This window comes from Flavobacterium soli DSM 19725 (genome assembly GCF_000422705.1).
GTDB lineage: Bacteria > Bacteroidota > Bacteroidia > Flavobacteriales > Flavobacteriaceae > Flavobacterium > Flavobacterium soli.
The window spans coordinates 137,410-160,401 of record NZ_AUGO01000003.1; the positions used below are offsets into that span (position 1 = coordinate 137,410).

The following is a 22,992-nucleotide window of genomic DNA, read 5'->3' on the forward strand; positions in this document are numbered from 1 at the left end:
AAAAAACAGCCTACGAAAACGTTATAATTCACAAAAATAGTATGCATGCATAGTTCTTTTTTGAAAATTAAATTGTAATTTCGTCACCGAAATACGATAATCTAAATTATAAAAAAGATGAAAATATTAGTTTGCATCAGTCACGTTCCTGATACTACTTCAAAAATTAATTTCACCAATGGCGATTCAGAATTTGATACCAACGGCGTTCAATTTGTAATCAACCCTAACGACGAATTCGGATTGACAAGAGCTATTTGGTTTCAAGAACAACAAGGAGCAAATGTTACAGTGGTAAACGTTGGAGGTCCTGACACGGAGCCAACTTTAAGAAAAGCATTGGCAATTGGAGCAAACGAAGCAATTCGTGTAAACGCTAACCCTACTGACGGTTTTTTCGTAGCAAAACAATTGGCAGAAGTAATTAAAAATGGTGGTTACGATTTAGTTATCGCTGGAAAAGAATCTTTGGATTACAATGGCGGAATGGTTCCAGGAATGTTAGCCGGAATCTTAGGATACAACTTCGTAAATTCTTGTACAGAATTAAAAGTAGAGGGAACTTCTGCGACAGCTTCAAGAGAAATCGATGGCGGAAAAGAAACCGTTGCAACATCTCTACCTTTAATTATTGGTGGACAAAAAGGTCTTGTTGAAGAAAAAGACTTGAGAATTCCAAACATGAGAGGAATTATGACAGCAAGAACAAAAGCCTTGACGGTACTTGAGCCAGTTGCTGCAAACAATAACACGAAAGCAGTGAAATTCGAAAAACCAGCTCCAAAATCGGCAGTGAAATTAGTAAGTGCAGACAATCTGGATGAATTAATCAATTTATTACACAACGAAGCGAAAGTGATTTAAGATTGTTGAGTTTAGATTGCAGATGTAAATTGCAACCATATAAATCTAAAACGACATTTGATTCACTTCAAAAATCTAAAATCATAATTCTAAAATCTAAAATTTAAGACTATGTCAATATTAATATATGCGGAATCAGCAGAAGGAAAATTCAAGAAAGTAGCTTTCGAATTGGCTTCCTACGCAAAAAAAGTAGCTGAATCATTAGGAACAACTGTAACGGCTGTAACGGTAAACACAGCAAACGTTTCGGATTTATCAAAATACGGAGTCGATAAAGTATTGAAAGTAAACAACGATAAACTATCAGGTTTTACTGCAAAAGCGTATGCCGATGTTATCAAACAAGCGGCTCAAAAAGAAGGTGCAAAATTAGTCTTGCTTTCTTCAACTACTGACAGTTTGTATCTTGCTCCACTTGTTGCCGTTTCTTTGGAAGCTGGTTATGCTTCAAATGTAGTTGGACTTCCAGTAAGCACTTCACCATTTCAAGTAAAAAGAAACGCTTTTTCAAACAAGGCTTTCAACATCACTGAAATCACTACCGATGTAAAAGTTCTTGGACTTGCAAAAAACTCTTACGGTGTTTTCGAAAGTGCATCTTCTTTAACCGAAGAAGATTTCAACCCAACCATTGGCGACAATGATTTTGGCGTAAAAGTACAATCAGTTGACAAAACTTCAGGAAAAGTAACTATTGCAGATGCAGAAGTTGTTGTTTCTGGAGGCCGTGGCTTGAAAGGTCCAGAAAACTGGGGAATGCTAGAAGAATTGGCTTCAGTACTTGGTGCCGCAACCGCTTGTTCTAAACCCGTTTCAGATCTTGGCTGGAGACCTCACAGTGAACACGTTGGACAAACAGGAAAACCTGTAGCCACCAATCTTTATATCGCTGTCGGAATTTCTGGAGCCATCCAGCACATTGCCGGAATCAACTCTTCTAAAGTAAAAGTGGTCATCAATTCAGATGCCGATGCCCCTTTCTTCAAAGTAGCCGATTACGGAGTTGTAGGAGATGCTTTCGATATTGTCCCAAAACTGACTCAAAAATTAAAAGAATTCAAAGCGAATAATTCGTAAATATTTTTTTAAATTGTGCCCATATTAGGGCTATCTAAATCTAGATAGAAATATCCACTTTTAGATAGCCCTTTTTTTATTTTGGAGCGAAAGGTTTGAGCTTCTTTTGAAACCATTTTCCTGCCTTCCTTCCAAAACTTTTTTTGTTTTAAAGAAAAACAAAAAAAGGTTTTTCCCTCCAGTCAGGGCTAGAGAGGAAAGCATTTTAATTTTTGCAATCAAATTGAACACAACACAATTTAGTGCAGACAATCTGCAAACTAAATTCTAAAATCAGAAATCTAAAATCTCTATGAGTTTAGTAAAACTAACCATAAAAGGAATTTCATACAGCCAAACACAAAACGGAGCCTACGCTCTAATTTTGAATGAAGTTGACGGCGATAGAAAACTACCAATCGTTATTGGAGCTTTCGAAGCACAATCCATTGCTATCGCTTTAGAAAAAGAAATAAAACCGCCACGTCCGCTAACACATGATTTGTTCAAGAATTTTGCCGACCGTTTTGATATCGTAGTCAAGCAAGTCATCATTCATAAATTGGTTGACGGCGTTTTCTATTCTAGCATTATCTGCGAAAGAGACAAAATTGAGGAAATCATCGATGCAAGAACTTCAGATGCGATTGCATTGGCATTGCGTTTTTCAGCACCAATCTTCACCTATAAAAACATATTAGACAAAGCAGGAATTTACCTAAAAGCAAATCCGCTGGAATCCGACAATCCTTCACAGGAAAACGACGATATCCTTTCTGACCCAGAAACGTTCGGAATGGAAGAAGAAACCAATCAATCTGGCGAAACCTATGCAAAACATAGCCTGTCAGAATTGCACGAGTTGCTTCAAGGTGCCGTTGAAAATGAAGATTACGAAAAAGCAGCGAAGATAAGAGACGAGATTTCGAGAAGGGAAGTATAAAGGTTCTGGGAAATAGGTTCAAGGTTTAAGCCTTGACGTTGAAACTTTTTGAGATTACAATTTATAAATGCCATATAAAATAATATTTATGAGAAATTTTAAAGAACTTGAAGTTTGGAAAGAAGGACGTTTACTAGTAAAAGATGTTTATCTTTTAACAAAGTCATTACCCGAAGATGAAAAATTTGGTTTGACGTCTCAAATAAAAAGATGTGTTATTTCAATACCATCAAATATTGCGGAAGGTTCCGCAAAAGAATCTCAAAAAGATTTTGCCCGCTTTTTACAGATAAGCTTAGGTTCATCCTTTGAATTAGAAAGTCATCTAATCTTAAGTTTAGACCTTGAAATAATAAATACAGATAAGACACTAATTTGTCTTGAAAACATACAAAGATTACAAAGAAGAATTTTTTCTTTTATAAAATACATAAATACCCAAGCTTAAAGGCAAAGGAGTTACCCCAAAACCCTGAACCTTTAACCCTAAACCTAAAAAAATGAAGCAATACCACGACCTAGTAAAACACGTTCTAGAAAACGGAACACAAAAAGGAGACCGAACAGGAACAGGAACCAAAAGCGTTTTTGGCTACCAAATGCGTTTTGATTTGAGCGAAGGTTTTCCGATGGTCACGACCAAAAAATTACATTTAAAATCCATCATCTACGAATTGCTTTGGTTTTTGAAAGGCGAAACCAATATTGCTTATTTAAAAGAAAACGGAGTCAAAATTTGGGACGAATGGGCCAATGAAGAAGGAGAATTGGGTCCTGTGTATGGTCATCAATGGAGAAACTGGAACAGCGAAGAAATCGACCAGATTACCGAATTGATTGAGACTTTGAAAACCAATCCAAACAGCCGTAGAATGTTGGTTTCGGCTTGGAACCCATCGGTTCTGCCGGATACTACAAAATCATTTGCAGAAAATGTAGCCAACGGAAAAGTAGCCTTGCCTCCTTGTCACGCTTTCTTTCAATTCTATGTAGCCGACGGAAAATTATCCTGTCAATTGTATCAAAGAAGTGCTGATATTTTCTTGGGAGTACCTTTCAACATTGCTTCTTATGCTTTGCTAACGATGATGATTGCCCAAGTTTGTGATTTAGAACCTGGAGATTTCATCCATACTTTTGGTGACGCCCATATTTACAACAATCATTTCGAGCAACTGGAGCTTCAATTATCACGCGAGCCAAAACCACTATCAAAAATGATTTTGAATCCAAATGTAAAAAACATTTTAGACTTCACTTTTGAGGACTTCACTTTGGAAGGTTATGAACCTCATCCACATATTAAAGGAGCTGTTGCGGTATAAGCAACAACTCCTTTTTAATTTTATCCAACAAATTTGATTTCTGTAAAAACGCTTTTAACAGAAAAAAGCACTCTTTATTGCTTTTTTTTCACTAAAATTGAACGTTTTTTTAACATACCAAAAATGAATCGCATCAAACAATCATTATTCTTATTTTTACTGATTACCTTATCAGCTACAGCTCAACAAAAACTTAGCTTAGAAGAAATTTGGGGTGGAGCATTCCGAACCGAAGGAATGGACGAGCTTCAAGCCTTAAAAAACACCAATCAATATACCGTTTTAAACTTTGACAGAAGTTCGAGAAGTATGCAAATCGATTTATATGATTATGCTACTTTGAAGAAAGTTTCCACTTTAATTGATACTAAAAATCATCAAGGTCTTCCGATGATTGACAGCTACATCTTCAATTCAAAGGAAAATCAGATTTTATTGGCGTGCGAATCGGAACAAATTTTCCGTCATTCTTTCGTAGCCGATTATTATCTGTATGATATCGCTTCCAAGCAATTGACCAAATTATTTGATTTCAAAGTGCAAGAACCTACTTTCTCGCCTGATGGAACCCAAATCGCTTATGCAAAAGACAACAATTTATTTGTATATAATCTGCAAAGCAAAACCTCCAAACAAATCACAACCGACGGAAAGAAAAATGCCATCATCAACGGTATCACGGATTGGGTGTATGAAGAAGAATTTGCTTTCGTAAGAGCTTTCGACTGGAATGCTTCGAGCGATAAAATTGCTTTTATTCGTTTTGATGAAACGGATGTTCCAGAGTTTTCTATGGACATTTACAACCAAGGTTTATATCCTGTTCAGCAGGTTTTCAAATATCCAAAAGCAGGAGAAAAAAATGCTTTGGTTTCGCTTCATATTTATGATTTAAAGGCAAACAATGCCAAACAAATCAATCTCGGAAATTATAATGATTTTTATATCCCAAGAATCAAATGGACCAATGAAGCCAATGTTTTGAGTGCCCAAGTCATCAACAGACATCAGAATAATCTGGATTTGCTTTTTGTAGACGGAACTTCGGGAACTGCAAAAGTGGTTTTGAATGAAAAAGACAAGGCTTATGTGGATATTACAGACAATCTTACTTTTTTGAAAGACAACAGCTTTATCTGGACGAGCGAAAAAGACGGTTTCAACCATATTTATCATTATGATAAAACAGGAAAATTGAAAAATCAGATTACAAAAGGAGACTGGGAAATCACGAAATATTATGGTTTGGATGAAAAATCGGGAACAGTTTTTTATCAGTCTGTAGAGAACGGTTCCATAAATAGAGATATTTATTCGATTAAGTTAAACGGAAGCGGAAAAAAAAGACTTTCTTCTGCAACGGGAACCAACTCGGCTACTTTCAGTCCGAATTTTGATTTCTACATCAATACTTTTTCAAACGCTACGACACCAACTCAATATTCTTTGAATGATGCCAAAACAGGAAAAGAAGTACAATCCATCAAAAAGAATGACGGACTTTCTTCAAGACTGAAAGCATATGATTTGCCATCTAAAGAATTCTTTGAATTGACTACAGAAAAAGGACACAAATTGAACGCTTGGATGATCAAGCCAAAGAATTTTGATGCCTCCAAAAAATATCCAGTTTTGATGTTTCAATATTCGGGCCCAGGTTCTCAGGAAGTTGCAAATGCTTGGCTTGACATTAATGACATGTGGTACATGATGCTTTCGCAACAAGGTTATATCGTGGCTTGTGTGGATGGAAGAGGAACCGGTTTTAAAGGTGCCGAATTCAAAAAAGTGACCTATAAAGATTTAGGAAATTTAGAAGTTGTGGATCAAATTGACGCTGCGAAAGTCATTGGGAAATACAATTATGTAGATAACAGCCGAATTGGAATTTGGGGTTGGAGTTATGGAGGCTTCATGTCTTCGAACTGTATCCTAAAAGGAAATGACGTGTTCAAAATGGCAATTGCCGTTGCTCCAGTAACAAACTGGCGTTTTTATGATTCGGTTTACACCGAAAGATTCTTGCAAACTCCAGCAGAAAATGCTTCAGGTTATGACGATAATTCTCCGATAAACCACGTGAGTAAATTGAAAGGAAAATACCTTTTAGTTCATGGAACTGCCGATGATAATGTTCATGTTCAAAACACCATGTTGATGGTAGAAGCCTTGGTTCAAGCCAACAAGCAATTTGATTGGGCCATTTATCCTGACAAAAACCACGGAATTTACGGCGGAAAGACTAGATTGCACCTTTATACAAAAATGACCAACTTTATTAAAGATAATTTATAAGATGATTGATCCAACAACACCTAGCCAAGTTCCTACTTTAGAGGAAATTCAAAATTTTGAAGGAAAATACCCTAAACAATTATGGTATTTATTTTTAGTTGAAATGTGGGAACGTTTCTGTTTTTACGGAATGCGTGGCGTTTTGACTATTTTTATGGCCGACCAACTATTAGGTTTAGCCTTATCGGATAAAGATGCGAACTTAAAGTACGGTGCTATCCAAGCTTTTGTTTATGCTTTTACCTTTATTGGAGGAATTTTTGCTGATAAAATTTTAGGGTTTAAAAAATCGTTGCTTTTTGGTGCAACTGTAATGATTATTGGAAACTTGATTATTGCTTTTTCTCCACAAGATTTTTTCTATTTAGGGATTACGCTTTCGATCATCGGTACAGGATTTTTTAAACCTAATATTTCTTCCATGGTGGGAGAATTATATCGTGAAGGTGATAGCCGAAGAGATGCAGGTTTTGGATTGTTTTATTCAGGTATCAATATCGGAGCCTTATTAGGAGGTGCTGTTTGTGTTTATTTAGGCACTAGTCCAGATTACGGATGGAGTTATGCCTTTTTATCAGCAGGAATCGTAATGTTTATTGGATTAATTACTTTTATTCTTACGAAGAAATCTTTGGGACCAATTGGAGACTCTCCTCTTTTACATATCGAACCAAAAAAGAGAACTTTTCAAGAAATTGCAGTTTATGTGGGATCATTAATAAGTATTCCTTTAATCTTTATAATGATAAAGAACACTGATTATACTGATTATTTCATGTACACAATAGGCCCATTAGCTGTAATCTATTTTTTATTCGAAACTTTCAAAGAAAAAGATATTAAATCGCAAAAAAAATTAATAGCTGCATTTATCTTCATTCTCTTTTCAATCATCTTCTGGGCTTTCTTCGAACAAAGCGGAGGTTCATTGGCTTTATTTGCTAAAGATAATTTACACCATAATTTGTTGTTTTTTGAAATAAATCCAAATATTGTAAACAATACTTCAAACTCACTTTTCGTAATTATCTTTAGTCCGATTGTAGGTTTAATTTGGCTTGCTATGGCAAAAAAGAAAATTGAACCAAATACTGTAACAAAATTTGGAGTTGGTTTTTTATTTCTTGCTGGAGCTTTTTATGTATTTTATTACACTAGATTTTTTGCTGATAGTCAAGGCATCACATCATTAAATATTTTTACACTAGCCTATTTGATTATTACTTTTGGAGAACTTTGTCTTTCACCAATTGGACTGTCAATTATGACTAAATTATCACCAAAACGATTATCTGGAATGATGATGGGAATGTGGTTTTTAGCAAGTGCTTATGGACAATATGCTGCAGGGTTACTTGGTGCTGGAATGTCTTCTCCAGATGAAAACGCTTCACTGTTAACTAAACTTCAAGGATATACTGAGGGCTATTATCAATTAGCTATTTATGCCTTAATTGCAGGAATGCTTTTAATTTTTGTCTCTCCTCTTATCAAAAAACTCATGCAAGAAGTAAAATAATAAATCAAAAGATATAAAATATAAAAAGCGGCTTCAAAGTCGCTTTTTATCGTGATTTCCAAATTCAAAAATAAAATAAAATGTCAGAAAACAAAACTTCATTTTTATCTACCCTAAAATCGTTCAATAAAAACTTTTGGCTTGCAAGTTTTATGGAACTCATGGAACGTTGGGCTTGGTATGGAATTTTTACCCTTTTCGGATTATACCTTGTAGGTTCTACGGATGAAGGTGGTTTAGGCTTCAACCATATCCAAAAAGGAAATATTATGGCCAATGTTACCGCCATTCTTTATCTTTTACCTCTCTTTTTTGGAGTAATTGCTGATCGAATAGGCTATAAACTTTCCCTTACCATAGCCTATATCATCATGATTGCGGGTTATTACTTGATGGGAGAAGTGAGTACTTATTGGAGTATGTATATGGTTTTTCTTTTGGTTGCCATTGGAGCTGCGTTTTTCAAACCTGTGGCTTCGGCAATTGTCGCTAGAAATACCGACGATACGACTGGAACAATGGGTTTTGGAATATTTTATATGATGGTCAACATTGGAGGATTTGTTGGACCAGCAATGTCATCTTATCTACGAACTGAATATGGATGGAAAATTATCTTCGTTCAAGCGGCAGTTGTCATCGGGCTTAACTTGATTTTTCTTTTGCTTTTTTATAAAGAACCGAAAATTGAAAAAACACACAAGGAACCAATTTTAACGGAGATTAAAAACTCCTTGCTTAATATTGTTGAAGCTTTAAAAGACAAGCGATTAACCGTTCTTTTGATTTTAATGATTGGTTTCTGGACAATGTATAACCAATTATTTTATACATTGCCTAACTTTATAGAAGACTGGATTGATACTGCTGTACTAAGCAATTGGATTAACGAAAATATTCCTTTTTTAAGTAAAACCATTACCCAAGATGGTCAAGTAAAAGCAGAATGGTTTGCCAATCTTGATGCTTTTATGATTATCATTTTACAAATTGCAGTTTCCTATTTCGTAATCAAAATGCGTCACATCAACGCCATTATTCGTGGAGCGATTATCGCAACAATCGGTGTGAGTTTAACTTTTTATACCCATAATGTTTGGTTTACGGTTTTTGGAACGATGATTTTTGCTATTGGCGAAATGATGTCAAGCCCTACTCTATCTTCGTTTATCGCCTTGATTACACCAAAAGGAAAAGAAGGTTTGTATCAGGGAACTTATTTTTTACCCGTTGCAGCCGGAAATTTCTTCACCGGATTTATTGCAGGAGATTTATACCAAAAATGGTCGGATAAACTTTCGCTTTTGCAAACCGAAATGGGCAAAAGGAATCTTTCGATGCCAGAAGTTGTCAGTAAAGAAGAATTTATAGAACAAGGTTCAAAAGCATTGAATTTATCCATTTCAGAATTCGAAAATCAATTTCACCTCAAGGATGCGAATCTGGATTATGCCTCAATAGGTAAGCAGTTTACCGAGTTGGCTACTGCAAAAGGAATTGATGTTTCTACTATTCAAACGCCATTTTCTAAAAGCGAATATTTTGCTTTAGCATCAGAGAAACTCAACATGACCCATTGGCAAATGACCGATATGCTTTGGAACAGCTATAGTCCAAACAAAATCTGGTATGTTGTATGTGCTGTTGGTCTAGTTTCTATCGTCGCTTTAATCATTTACGATCAATTTGTCGTGAAACCGCTAGAGAAAAAGGCTCAAAACTAAAAACAATTCAAAATAAATTAATTTTTTGACTATCTTTCGCAACCAAAATAGAAATTATGAGTAAAAATTCAACAGATCAGTTTTTCGAAAGCACCGTTTTAGGACATCCTTCTGGGCTTTTCGTATTATTTTTCACAGAAATGTGGGAACGTTTTTCATTTTACGGAATGAGATCTTTATTAGTATTATTTTTTATGGCATCCTTTGCTGATGGTGGATGGGGCTGGGATCAAGGAACCGCATCCTCACTTTTTGGCTCATATGTTGGGTTGGTATACCTTTCAACTATGCTTGGCGGATATTTTGCAGACAAAATAATTGGATATCGTTGGGCAGTTGTTATTGGAGCATTATTAATGACATTAGGGCATTTTTCGATGGCTTTTGAGACAGAATTTACCATTTATTTAGGACTTGTGCTTTTGGTTTTTGGAAACGGTTTTTTTAAACCCAATATGACCTCTATTGTATCAGAAATGTATAAAGATAGACCCGAAAAGAAAGATGGCGCTTATACAATCTTTTATATGGGGGTAAATGCTGGAGCATTTTTTGGAATATTACTTTGTGGTTATTTAGGAGAAAAAGTTGGTTGGGGATATGGTTTTGGTCTAGCTGGAATTTTCATGTTCTTAGGTTTAGTACAATTTTGGTTGTCACAAAATATTTTTGGCACTATTGGTTTGAAGCCTGTTAAAAAAGACGTAGAAGAGCTAGCTAAAAATGATACTGATAAAAGAGTTCCATTTACCACATGGCAACTTGGGTTAATTGCAGTATCAGTTATTCTAGGGTTACTTTGGATAATCAATGCTCCTGCATCAAAAATCTCAAAATTATCTGGTGGGAATTTTAATGTATTTGGTTTTCTAGGAGAAAATGGAAATGCAATTGCTATACTAACCGCTTTAGTCTTATTTATTATTTTGTTGGTTTATAGAATCATGCAATACTCAAAAACCACAAGAGAAAAATTAATTGCAGTTACCTTCTTTGCCTTTATTACTATTTTCTTTTGGGCAATTTTTGAACAATCTCCAAATAGTTTAACCGTTTTTGCAGAAAAATATACCAATAGAATTTTAACAGGGAATTCAAGTGCTATATTTTTGATCATCAACTCTTTAATGACACTTATTCCGCTAATTATTATCAATTGGGTAATGTATATGTTGTTTAGAAAAACCTTTTCAAAATATTCAATTGCCAATATTGTTTTAAGTTTTAGCTTCTTAATCATCTGGATAATAGCACTTTGGATGTTAGCCAAAGATTATTACATGGCGGGCTATTTAGAATTATCCGATTCTACGCTTCAATTTTTGAAAATAGAAAAAACTTCCCAAGCACTAACTGAAGTTCCTGCAACTTGGTTTTCTACCCTAAACTCATTATTCATTATAACTTTAGCACCTTTGTTTTCAAAAGTTTGGGAAAGTAAATTTAATCCTAATGCTAACGTAAAATATGGAATCGGTATGATTCTATTAGGGTTAGGAATGGCAGTTGTTGCCTTTGGTGCAAACGGAATTGCTCCAGGAGCCGAAACTGCAAGTGTAAGTATGATTTGGCTAATTCTTGTGTTTTTATTTCATACAATGGGAGAATTATGCATCTCGCCAGTTGGTTTATCCTATGTTAGTAAGTTGGTGCCTCCAAGAATGATTGCTTTCATGTTCGGGGTTTGGTATTTAGCTGTTGCAATTGGAATGAAAGGTGCTGGTTTATTTGGTGAAGAAGTTGAAGCCATTGCAAATGAAAAAGGAATAAGCTACTTCTTTTGGATGCTGGCCATTATTTCTTTTGTACTCGCTGCTTTTTCGATATTAATGAGTCCAGTAATCAAAAAACTAATGCACGGTGTTCGATAATTATCGGCATTATTTTTGAAAACTAATTTTTAAAAATATACAAATGAAAAAAATAATTCTAACATTACTTTTAGCTCTTGGTTCGATGACTATCGAGGCACAAGAATTAACTTGGCATACAGATGTAAACAAAGCATCGGAAATTGCTATTAAGACTAAAAAACCATTGTTCTTTTTCTTTACAGGAAGCGACTGGTGTGGATGGTGTATCAAATTGCAAAGAGAAGTTTTCAAAACACCTGAATTTACAAAATGGGCCAATGAAAATGTAGTCTTGGTAGATCTAGATTTCCCAAGAAGAAAACAACTTTCGCCAGAATTGACCAAACAAAACAACGAGTTACAAGCTATGTTTGGCGTTCGCGGATTTCCAACCGTTTGGATGGTAACGCCAACTATGGTAGATAAAAAAGTAAGTTTTGCCAAATTAGGAAGTACCGGTTATGTAGCTGGTGGACCCGAAAAATGGTTGGCGGTAGCCAATCAGATTTTGGCTAACAAAAAATAAATATTATTCAACTTTATAGAATCCCTTTTCACCAACAGCGTGAAAGGGGATTTTTTGTTTCTCGCAAGTCGCTTTCCATCTTTCAACATACGTTCTATAATTGGAACCATCGGCAACGATAATTTCAGGTTTATGATCTTGCAGAAATCGCTCAAGGTTTATTTGAGAAGATTGCATCAAAACAACGATATTTGGCTTACACTCTTTTGGATAAACCGCAGAGCTGTCCATGACAAAAATGCTTTTGTTATTGAAAAAATAAAAATTACTGATTTTCTCTTTCTGAATATGATTTATAAAATTAGCAACTACAAACGATTTCAAATTACGATCATTTTCTAAGTTTTTCAAAATACTATCATTAGCAAAAACTTTTAATTCCTGACCTTTCCGTTCTACAAAAATTGAGTTTTTACGGGAATGCAAAACCAGCATCTCCTTTTGAGTTTGATTGTAATATTTTGTTCCTAAAAATGAAATCTGAAATAAAATCACAGCCGATAACACAAAGACCAATCGTTTTAAACTACGTTTTTCAATCCACAAAACTAACATCGCAATCAAAACATAAAGTGCAATTTCCATGTAAAGATTAAACGGAATGTCTTTGAAAATAAAACTTTCAAAGGATGCAATTTTGCTAATAATCCAGTTTAGTCCCAGAACACTATATTCAACAATCTTGACAAAAAACAAGGGAACAATTCCAAAGTAAGCCCAAATCATGACCAATAATCCGAGTACCATTATTAAGCCTAAAAAAGGCAGAATTATAATGTTCGTAATAAAAAACAATCCTGGAAATTGATGGAAATAATAGAGACTTAAAGGCAAAGTTCCTATTTGGGCTGCAAAGGAAACGGTCAATATTCCCCAAAAAGAAGTGAGAATATAATTTTTAGGTGTCCAAAAATTACTCAAAATAGGCTGTAGCCAAAGAATAAAAAACAACGCCAAATAACTCAACTGAAATCCTACATCAAACAAAAATGAAGGTTGAAAAACCAGAATCAATAACATCGAAACAATCAAGGTGTGAAAACTATTGGTTTTTCTTTTTAAATGCATTCCTATTGCCACAAACGAAAACATTGTAACTGACCGAACTATAGAAGGTGAAAGTCCCGCAATTACGGCAAAGCTCCAAAGACTAGCAATGATAATTATTAACTTGAAAATATTTCCTGTTCTGGTTTTAGGGATTTTAGCCAATAAAAAATTAAGAAACAGCAAAATATAACCAACATGCAACCCAGAAACCGACAAAATATGAATCGCTCCAGCAAATTGATAATCCTGAATCACATCTGGTGAAATATCTTGCTGTTGACCCAATATTAAAGCCGCAACTACATTTAACTCTCTCTTATTAAAATTACTTCTTTCAAGATTTTGAATAATTGTATTTCGCAATTGTGCTGCAAAATACCAGATGTTTTTATCCACCTTATCGCTAACTTTTATATCTTGAACCTCAACATACACTTGAGAAAGTATCGATTTATTTTCTAGGTATTTCCCATAGTCAAACTGGTCAGGATTATAGGGCGATTTATGCTTGTAGATTTTTTCACTTAAAAGCAAATTCGAACCAATCGTTAAATCTGGTTTCAAACTGTCTTTTTTAATGTTGAGCAAAATTTTACCGTCGGTTTTTACACCATCAATAGCATGAACAATTGCCACATACCGTTCATTATAGGCTGTAGTCTTTAGCTTTTCTCGTATGACAAGGTGAACACTATATTCCTTATCCGAATCTTCAATGAAGTGGATGTAATTATCTTGATCAAAATAATCATTGTGCACTACCAAAGTTGTGGCTCCAACAAAAAAGGAAAGTATGTATGTTGCAATCGCAAAGTGAATTCCTTGCTGTATCTTTTTTAGACAAAAAAAATAAGACGCCAAAAAAGCCACAACTGCCAAAAACAAGATGATCAATACATGGTATAAGTCAGGTTTTGCGTAGTAGGCACCTAAAATACCAGCAATAAAACAAAATGTGATTCTAACTAATGGAAAGTGTATGGTTTTCATAAATCTAAAATAATAAATTATTTTAGATCTGGTAAAATTTTACTACAAAACTCTGTTGACTTGTACAAAAGTTTTTTGGTAATAAGGCTCATTCAAGGAAGAGATAATAACACCTTTTGAAGTTGAAGAATGAATGAACTTGACTTCATTGTCATCGGTAACTTCAGTAACGATTCCAACATGGCTGATGCCTCTACGATTAGTCTTAAAGAAAATCAAGTCGCCTTTTTTAACATCTTTTACATCAATTTTTTCACCAACAGTCGCCATTTCGTGAGAACTTCTTGGCAATTTCATATCAAAAATATCAAAAACCGCTGTTACCATTCCGGAACAATCCATTCCAGCTATTGTAGTTCCGCCTCCTCTGTATCTAACGCCTAAAAATTCCATAGCGTTATTGATCATTTGCTTAGCAACATAATTTTCTGGTGGGGAAATCAGCAAATCCTTATCTTCAGGTTCGCTGTTATCAATGGCATATTTTTTTGGTTTAGGAGTGCTTTTTGGAGCAGGTTTTGTTTCTGGTTTTGAAACTTCCTGATAAGCAACAGCAGTTTCCGTTTTCTTGGGAACTGCAACGTTATCTTTCTTTTTTTCTTCTGGTTTTTGATAAACACCTTTTTTTACAGCTTCTTTCTTTGAAGTAATTATCTGTCCAAAACTCAAAGAAGTCATTGACAGTAATAAAGTCGTAATAAGTAGTTTTTTTGTGTTCAACATATTTTATTTTTTATTTTTCTAGCAAAACCAAATAGTTCATGCTATTAGATTTATTGAAATAAAATTCCGAAAGAATTTAGGATGTAATACCACAGATATAACGCAGTATTTATTTCGAGATTGTAAAACTACTAAAAAAAACGAGAAAAGTATAAACTTCACCGTTAATTTTTTGTTAGTAAAAATTCCAAAGAAAAGAAAAATACATTTTAAAAAACTGAAATACAGCAACTTAATTTCATCAAATTCTAAAACTATCCTTTAACACTATTAACAATCATTTTAGCTGTCTTTTCGCTAGCACCAATACCTCCAAGCTTTTGTTCTAGCTCATCAAACTGTTCCAAAAGTTGTTTTCGGTGTTGTGGTTCAAATAATTTTTCCAATTCCTTCTTGATGTTTTTCGGGTTACATTCGTCCTGAATCAACTCCGTCACCACTTCCCTATCCATGATTAAATTCACCAGCGAAATATACTTCAATGTGATAATGCGTTTCGCAATTTGATACGAAGCCCAACTTCCCTTATAACAAACCACTTCAGGAACTTTAAACAAGGCCGTTTCCAGAGTTGCCGTCCCAGAAGTAACCAAAGCCGCTTGCGAAACACTCAACAAATCGTAGGTTCTATTAGCAATAAAATGCACATTTTTATTCTTCAAAAACTGACTGTAAAAAGCATATTCCTGACTTGGAGCCCCAGCAATCACAAACTGATGATTCGGAAAATCCTCGACCACACTCAACATCAGCGAAAGCATTTTAGAAATTTCTTGTTTTCGGCTTCCTGGCAATAAGGCTACAATCGGCTTTTCATCAAGCTGGTGTTCCTTTCTAAAACTATTTTCATCAACCACTGTTCGGTTATGAATCGCATCAATCAAAGGATGCCCTACAAACTCAACAGGAAATCCATGCTTTTTTTCATAAAAATCTTTCTCAAAAGGCAAAATCACATACAATTTATCAAAATCACGCTTAATATCCTTGATCCTATTTTCCTTCCAAGCCCAAATTTGAGGCGAAATATAATAGTGTGTCCTGATCCCTTTTTCTTTAGCCCATTTTGCAATTCGCATATTAAATCCAGGGTAATCAATAAAAATGATCACATCCGGCTGGAAATTTTCAATATCTTTTTTACAGAATTTAATGTTATTCAGAATCGTTTTCAAATTAAAAACTACCTCTATAAACCCCATAAACGCAAGTTCGCGGTAATGCTTCACCAACGTTCCACCCGCTTTTTCCATCAAATCTCCACCCCAAAACCTAATTTCAGCCGCTGAATCTTCTTTCAATAACGCTTTCATCAAATTCGAACCGTGCAAATCTCCCGAAGCTTCACCGGCAATGATATAATATTTCATCTTTTTATATTTTTAGGAGCAAATCACTAGGCATTTACTCCAAACCATTTTCCTGCTGTACGTTCCCAATCTTTTCTTTTTTTAAAGAAAAAAAAGAAAAGGATTTCCACTTCCATCAGGGCTATATTAAAATCAGAAGGCATTCTTTAAACTTTTCGCCTAACGCTACACAAAAATCGTGACAACCGTCAGTAAAATAGTCGCCAAAACCACACCTCTTGCCATTAATTCTTTATTGAACTTCAACAACAAAAAGAAAACAATCAGGTTTAAAACCGCCCCCAAGGTAATCAGTTTCCCCAACTTTCCTTCGGCTTTTGTAGCTTGGATTGCTATTTGAAAATCATAATCCGTAAACAATGAAACAAATAGAAAAACTCCGATAAACGAAGTAATCAATCCAATTATAAAACCATACAATAAATCAATTTTTTTCATTCAATTTCCAAGTATTTAAAGTTTGAATCGCGTGATGTGCCGTCAAGTCAAATTGAACAGGAACCACCGATATAAATCCGTTTTCTAATGCAAATTCATCCGTATCTTCGCCATTATCTTGGTTTACAAATTCGCCTGTAAGCCAATAATAATCTTTGCCTTGTGGGGTTTTTCGCTTGTCAAATTTTTCCATCCACATCGCTTTCGCTTGACGACAAACTTTAATTCCCTTTATGTCTTTTTCTTTTAATTTCGGAATATTGACATTCAAAATCACACCTTCCGGCAATCCCCTCTCTAAAACTTCCAAAGCAATTTTCCTGATAAATTTCTTTCCCTGTTCAAAATCGGCATTCCAATCATAATCCAGCAAAGAAAATCCAATAGCGGGAATTCCTTCAATTCCAGCCTCAACAGCGGCACTCATTGTTCCTGAATAAATCACATTAATCGACGAATTCGAACCATGATTGATCCCCGAAACACATAAATCCGGTTTTCTTTTCAGGACTTCATTTACGGCAAATTTCACACAATCAACCGGAGTTCCAGAACAACTATACTCCAAGAATTCCGACTTTTCGTCTGAGATCTTATTTAAGTGCAAGGTGTTATTTATTGTAATGGCATGTCCTGTAGCACTTTGAGGTTTATCCGGAGCTACAACTACAATTTCGCCAATTTCCTGCATAACAGAAATTAAAGTCCTAATTCCTGGAGCTGTGATTCCATCGTCATTGGTAACTAAAATTAAAGGCTTGTTTTTCATTTGTATATAAACTTAATCAATTTTAAACTCCTAATCCTATGCAAAAATTTAGGCTAAAATAAGCATTTTTACTAGGAAGTTAGTACTTTAGCATCTTTAACAAAAAATTATAGCGATGTTAGCTAGACTGGCATAGTTTTTCCTTAATTTAGTTGAAAATTAGATTTAAAAAATTGATGAATGCAATTTGGAGCTTTATGAAAAGAAATTATAAAATAATAGGGGTTGTTGCGATACTGTCAATTGCCCTACTGAGTTTTTTCCCTTTGAAGGAAAAAAACGACCCGGAAAAAGATCGAATGCTGATTGAATTATTGACTTTTATCGTCGAAAAAGGACACTTTGACCCTAAAGACATAGACGACAATTTTTCAAAAAGTGTTTACAAGGAATACATCAACGGTTTAGATCCTTCAAAAAGACTTTTCCTTCAATCAGATATTGATGAATTCTCTAAATATGAACTTTTAATTGATGATCAAATCAAAAACAAGGATTTATCTTTTTTCGATTTGACCTACAATAGATTGATGCAACGAACCAAGGAAAGTGAAACTTTCTTTAAAGATATTCTTAGCAGCCCAATTGACTATACTATTGATGAAGAAATTAATACCGATTATGAAAAATTGCCTTATGTCTCTAACCAAAAAGAGCTAAAAGACAGATGGCGTAAACAAATTAAACTTTCTACATTGTCTTCTTTAAATGACAAGTTAAAATATGAAGAAGATAAAAAAAATGGCGTGTTTAATCAAGACAACGATTCTTTGACAGCTTCGGAAAAAAGACAAGCCGAAAAAGCCAAGAAAGACAAAGAAGGTCCAAAAAGCTATGCAGAACTTGAAAAAGAAACACGTGAAAGTTCTTTGAAATCATTAAATGAATTATACAGTTTCATTAAAGACCTAAATCGTGATGATTATTTTGCCATTTATTTGAATGCTATTGCAGAAGGTTTTGATCCTCACACGAATTATATGGCTCCGGATGACAAAGAGAAATTTGACGTGAGCATGAGTGGGAAATTTTTCGGGATTGGAGCACGTCTTCAAAAGAAAAATGATTTTACTGAAATCACCGAATTAATTTCTGGTGGTCCAGCTTGGAGAGGAAAAGAATTAGAAGCCGGTGATGTCGTGATGAAAGTAGCTCAAGGTGATGCTGAACCTGTTGACATCGTGGGAATGCGTCTTGATGACGTGGTGAAGAAAATCAAAGGTCCAAAAGATACAGAAGTTCGCTTAACGGTTAAAAAATCAGACGGAACAATCAAGATAATTTCAATCATTCGTGATGAAGTTGAAATTGAAGAAACCTATGCAAAATCTAGTGTGGTAGAGAAAGATGGTAAAAAATATGGCATTATTTATTTGCCAAAATTCTATATCAATTTCGAAAATAAAGACGATAGAGATGCTGCAAAAGATGTTGCTATCGAAGTAGAGAGATTGAAGCAAGAAGGTGTTTCGGGAATTGTTATGGACGTTCGCGACAATGGTGGGGGTTCTCTAAAAACCGTAGTTGATATTGCAGGGTTATTCATCAAAGAAGGCCCTATTGTTCAGGTGAAAACTACTGGAAAAAACAAAGAAGTTTTATCAGACAAAGACAGTAAGATCCAATGGGATGGTCCTCTTGTGGTGATGATTAATAATTTTTCAGCTTCGGCTTCAGAAATTTTGGCAGCAGCCATACAAGATTATAAAAGAGGAATTATCATAGGAAGCAAACAATCATACGGAAAAGGAACTGTTCAAAATGTATACGGATTAAATGATTTTATCCGAAACAGTTCTGTTGGAGATTTGGGTGCATTAAAAACGACCACTCAAAAATTTTATAGAATTAATGGTGGATCAACTCAACTAAAAGGTGTTTCTAGTGATGTAAACATGCCAGATCGTTTTTCTCATATAGAAATTGGCGAACGCGATTTAGAAAATGCAATGCCGTGGGATAAAATTGACCCTGCAAAATATGAGCCTTGGAAAATTGAAAACTATGATGCCGTTATTGCAAACAGCAAAAAAAGATTGGAGCACAATCCTCAATTTCAATTAATTGATGAAAATGCAAAATGGATTAGCAAACGAAGAGACGAGAATGTTTATAGCTTGCAGCTTGAAAAATTCAAAAATGAGCAAGAAAATCTTGATGCAGAAGCCAAAAAATACAAACCCATTTCGGATTACAAAAACAAACTTCTATTCAAATCATTGCCAAATGAAATGGTATTAATGGAAAAAGACAGCTTGTTTAAAGAAAAGAGAGTTCGTTGGCATGAAAGCCTTGCAAAAGACGTCTATGTTGAAGAAGCATTAAATGTGTTGAGCGACATGCAATCTAAAAATGTAGTAAAAACAAAATTGCCAGCAAAAGACAAAAAAGGCAAATTAGTTGGTTCATTATAAATTATTTAATAACGAATAGCACATAATCCTTAAGGCTATCGCGCTCCAAAAGTTCAAAAAGAATTTTTGGAGCGCTTTTAGTTTCTGGTTTATCTACATATTATTTTCTTTTCCGTTTTACATCTGGTAATTCTATTCATTCCAATATCTTGGCTCACGTTATTGTGATTTAGGCTGCCAATTTTGATTCAGCAATACTTATCGAAAGAGTTTGAGTCTCCTTAGACTCGGAACTCAACCACTAATTCCTACTTGGGGCGGAATGATCAAGGATCACTAAAGCTATAGCATTTTTGAAAAGCCTTATGTGGCAATGGTTCACGGCCTTGCCATCATGTTTTTAACGCTTGCTTTTATTTGGATTGAGAATGCTTTTAGAGACGCTTTAGGTGTAAAAAGTTAAAGTTAATGCATTAAGAAAAAAGAAATAAACTTTTTATACTTTGTTAAGATAATATTTATACTTTTAACTGAATTTTAAGAGATATAAATATGTCTTGTAACTTTACCCCCAAAACCCAAAAACTTAGTTATTTTTTTTTCGCTTTAATTACAACACTTTTTTTCTCGCTAAAGGCAAATGCCCAATGTGCTGGAGAAGATGCGTTTCTTACCGTTTGTAATATCACCGATCCTGCTAATCAAAATATTGATTTATTTTCACTTTTAAATGGAGCTCCAACCGCTGGAGGAACTTGGAGTGATCCGTTGCAAACTGGAGGTCTTGATGCTACAACAGGAATTTTAAATGTGTGGAATATTCATCTAAGTGGCGAATATACCTTCAATTACACCGTGGCAAATATTGATGGTTGTACTGATACTACTGCATCGATTGTAGTAACGGTTGGGGGTTATTCAGGGATTACCAGTCCAAATGGATCAGTTTGTAGTGACGACAGTAGTGTGAACTTATTTCAGTTTTTTGTTGGAGACCCTCCGAGTCCACATTTGAATGGAGTTTGGACGGACAATGACAATACTGGAGCTTTAAGTAATAATATTTTCAATGCCACAGCCGTAGAAATCGGAACTTATTCTTTTACTTATACGATGCCCGAAATTGGCACATGCCCTGCAACTTCATCAACTGCAATAATCACAGTTCATCGAGCTCCAGAACCAGGAGAAGGAGGAGAATTATTGCTTTGTGAAACCGATGACATGACCATCTACACAAATTTCGATTTATTTTCCTTATTATCTGAAGCTGACTTGAATGGTCAATGGTCCGAAACAACAACAACTGAATTAGCTAGTCCGTTTGATTCTTTTGTCAACGTGGAAAACATTTTCAACACACAAGGTCCGGGAACATATACTTTTACTTATACCGTTTATCCAACGAATCCTGTTTGTAGCATCGAAACTGAAACGGTAGAAATCATTATTGAGGAACTAATCGACTTGACGGGAGGCACACTCGAAATCAATTCAGACATTTGTGAAGACGAATTGGAAGATGCCATTTTTACAGCAGTTTTATCGCAAGGAAATAAGCCCATTACAGATGGAACCTATCAGATAACCGTTGAAATTGCAGGACAGACGGAAAATATTGTTTCGCAGTTTATTGGTGGTATTTTTACGTTTGAATTAGACAACCAAAATTTCCCAACAGCCGGAGAATATATTATAAATATAACTGATATTTTTGACATAAACGGCTCTCAAGCTTGTGAAAACATTGCTGATGTGGCGGGTGATTTGGAGATTTTTCAGCTTCCTGATTTAGAAAATGCAATCTTATCAGTAAATCCAGTTTGCATTGGAAGTCAAGCTAATATTGAACTTTCTGAAGCTATAAATGTAGAGAATGGAACTTATGAAATTACCTATTCTTTATCAGGAGAAAATACTGCAACCGATCAACTCACTATCATTACAATTTCAAATGGTAATGCCAATTTTTCAATTCCTGCTAATTTAATTCCAAATGCTGGAAACACCACAATTACCATCACCAATATTACCAATCAAGAAACATTTTGTACCAATACGGCAAATCTTTCTACCGAATTCCTGATTAATGAATTGCCGGATGGTTCCAGTATTTCTATCGTTGTGGATGACATTTGTCAAAACGAAGATGCGATTGTTGCTCTTTCCGGTTTTGGAAACATGACTAATATCACACTTAATTATACTATTTCAGGCACTAATCAAGCGAATAATCAAACGGTTACACTCAATATCACTTCTGGAAATGGTGTTTTCACAATACCATCTGAATTGATTCCAAATGCTGGACTTTCTACCTTGACACTTGTTTCTTTAACAGATAATGTCACAACGTGTTCCATCGACCTCAACATTTCAGATGATTTTACGATCAACCCAATTCCTGAAGCACCACAAGCAAACAATGCTATTTTTTGCGAAAGCGATAGTGCTACCATTGCTGATTTACAGCCAAACGGAACCAACATTAATTGGTATGCTTCTCCAAATGGTAACGATGTTCTAGAAAATGATACACCATTAATTTCAGGCAATTATTATGTAGAACAAATTAGCGGAACTACCAATTGTCCCTCCGAAAGAACGATGATTACCGTCACCATTAATTCCATCCAAGCTCCTACTTTGGAACAAAATGGTGAAAGTTTTTGTGGTGCCGATAATCCAACTTTACAAGACTTATCCGCTAACGTAAATGCCCCTGAAACCTTGATTTGGTACGATGCTTTAACTGATGGAAACCAATTGGAAAACACCGAATTGCTTCAGGAAGGTTTTACTTATTATGGCTATCAATTTTCTAGCACTTTGGATTGCACTTCCGTGGAAGCTTTAGCAGTGACGGTAACACTAACTGATTGTGACGACCCAGATGAAGAATATGGATTTTTCATTCCCGATGGTTTTTCTCCAAATAATGACAATGTAAACGACACGTTCAGGATTCCTGACATCGAGTTTTTATACCCAAATTTTACTTTGGAAATTTACAACCGTTATGGGAATTTAATGTTCACAGGAAACAAGAACAAACCGAATTGGGACGGAAAAAACTCTGATTCCAGTTTAATTGACGGAATGGCTCCAAACGGCGTTTATTTTTTCGTCTTGCATTTCAACAAAGACAACATTTCTCCAAAACAAGGCCGACTTTATTTAAACCGATAAT

17 protein-coding genes are annotated in these 22,992 nt (G+C 34.9%); 12 read left to right on the top strand and 5 right to left on the bottom strand.

Features of this window, described 5'->3' with window-relative positions; genetic code table 11:
* Positions 1–117: 117 nt before the first annotated feature.
* The 10 genes from G508_RS0106065 (at position 118) to G508_RS0106115 (ending at position 12,108) form a co-directional block, all read left to right on the top strand.
* Positions 118–864 (top strand): electron transfer flavoprotein subunit beta/FixA family protein, encoded by a 747-nt coding sequence (locus G508_RS0106065; protein WP_026704479.1) that lies wholly within the window; start codon positions 118–120, stop codon positions 862–864.
* 111 nt (positions 865–975) lie between these two features.
* On the top strand, positions 976–1,944 hold the full coding sequence (locus G508_RS0106070; RefSeq protein ID WP_026704480.1) for an electron transfer flavoprotein subunit alpha/FixB family protein: 969 nt from the start codon (positions 976–978) through the stop codon (positions 1,942–1,944).
* A 292-nt stretch (positions 1,945–2,236) separates the two neighbouring features.
* Positions 2,237–2,866: a bifunctional nuclease family protein gene (locus G508_RS0106080; RefSeq protein WP_026704481.1), complete on the top strand. Its 630-nt coding sequence runs from the start codon at positions 2,237–2,239 to the stop codon at positions 2,864–2,866.
* 88 nt (positions 2,867–2,954) lie between these two features.
* A complete protein-coding gene (locus tag G508_RS0106085) occupies positions 2,955–3,314 on the top strand; it encodes a four helix bundle protein (RefSeq protein ID WP_035694336.1) in 360 nt (119 codons plus the stop codon).
* A gap of 52 nt (positions 3,315–3,366) precedes the next feature.
* A complete protein-coding gene (locus G508_RS0106090; protein ID WP_026704483.1) occupies positions 3,367–4,191 on the top strand; it encodes a thymidylate synthase in 825 nt (274 codons plus the stop codon).
* A gap of 123 nt (positions 4,192–4,314) precedes the next feature.
* Positions 4,315–6,486, top strand: coding sequence for a S9 family peptidase (locus tag G508_RS0106095; RefSeq protein ID WP_026704484.1), 2,172 nt, complete (start codon positions 4,315–4,317; stop codon positions 6,484–6,486).
* Between the two features lies 1 nt (position 6,487).
* Complete coding sequence (locus tag G508_RS0106100; protein ID WP_026704485.1) at positions 6,488–8,005, top strand: peptide MFS transporter; 1,518 nt, start codon at positions 6,488–6,490, stop codon at positions 8,003–8,005.
* Positions 8,006–8,085: 80 nt separating this feature from the next.
* On the top strand, positions 8,086–9,729 hold the full coding sequence (locus tag G508_RS0106105; RefSeq protein ID WP_026704486.1) for an MFS transporter: 1,644 nt from the start codon (positions 8,086–8,088) through the stop codon (positions 9,727–9,729).
* Between the two features lie 56 nt (positions 9,730–9,785).
* Entirely contained in the window at positions 9,786–11,600 is a 1,815-nt protein-coding gene (locus tag G508_RS0106110; RefSeq protein WP_026704487.1) for a peptide MFS transporter, read from the top strand.
* A 43-nt stretch (positions 11,601–11,643) separates the two neighbouring features.
* Entirely contained in the window at positions 11,644–12,108 is a 465-nt protein-coding gene (locus G508_RS0106115; protein ID WP_026704488.1) for a thioredoxin family protein, read from the top strand.
* Between the two features lie 3 nt (positions 12,109–12,111).
* Here G508_RS0106115 and G508_RS0106120 read toward each other — a convergent pair whose 3' ends face one another.
* The 5 genes from G508_RS0106120 to surE form a co-directional block, all read right to left on the bottom strand.
* A complete protein-coding gene (locus tag G508_RS0106120; protein ID WP_026704489.1) occupies positions 12,112–14,148 on the bottom strand; it encodes a ComEC/Rec2 family competence protein in 2,037 nt (678 codons plus the stop codon).
* Between the two features lie 42 nt (positions 14,149–14,190).
* Complete coding sequence (locus tag G508_RS19470) at positions 14,191–14,871, bottom strand: C40 family peptidase (RefSeq protein WP_051197478.1); 681 nt, start codon at positions 14,869–14,871, stop codon at positions 14,191–14,193.
* A 254-nt stretch (positions 14,872–15,125) separates the two neighbouring features.
* Entirely contained in the window at positions 15,126–16,241 is a 1,116-nt protein-coding gene (gene lpxB / locus G508_RS0106130) for a lipid-A-disaccharide synthase (protein WP_026704490.1), read from the bottom strand.
* A gap of 165 nt (positions 16,242–16,406) precedes the next feature.
* Positions 16,407–16,679, bottom strand: a complete 273-nt coding sequence (locus tag G508_RS0106140; RefSeq protein WP_026704491.1) for a hypothetical protein — start codon at positions 16,677–16,679, stop codon at positions 16,407–16,409.
* The gene (surE, locus tag G508_RS0106145) at positions 16,666–17,448 is read right to left on the bottom strand and encodes a 5'/3'-nucleotidase SurE (RefSeq protein ID WP_026704492.1); all 783 of its coding nucleotides are present in this window, start codon (positions 17,446–17,448) and stop codon (positions 16,666–16,668) included. Before surE ends, G508_RS0106140 begins: the two co-directional genes overlap by 14 nt.
* Positions 17,449–17,624: 176 nt before the next feature.
* Between surE and G508_RS0106150 the strand changes: the two genes are divergently transcribed.
* A complete protein-coding gene (locus G508_RS0106150; RefSeq protein WP_026704493.1) occupies positions 17,625–19,862 on the top strand; it encodes a carboxy terminal-processing peptidase in 2,238 nt (745 codons plus the stop codon).
* Positions 19,863–20,354: 492 nt separating this feature from the next.
* Positions 20,355–22,991: a gliding motility-associated C-terminal domain-containing protein gene (locus G508_RS0106160; protein WP_026704494.1), complete on the top strand. Its 2,637-nt coding sequence runs from the start codon at positions 20,355–20,357 to the stop codon at positions 22,989–22,991.
* Position 22,992 lies beyond the last annotated feature (1 nt).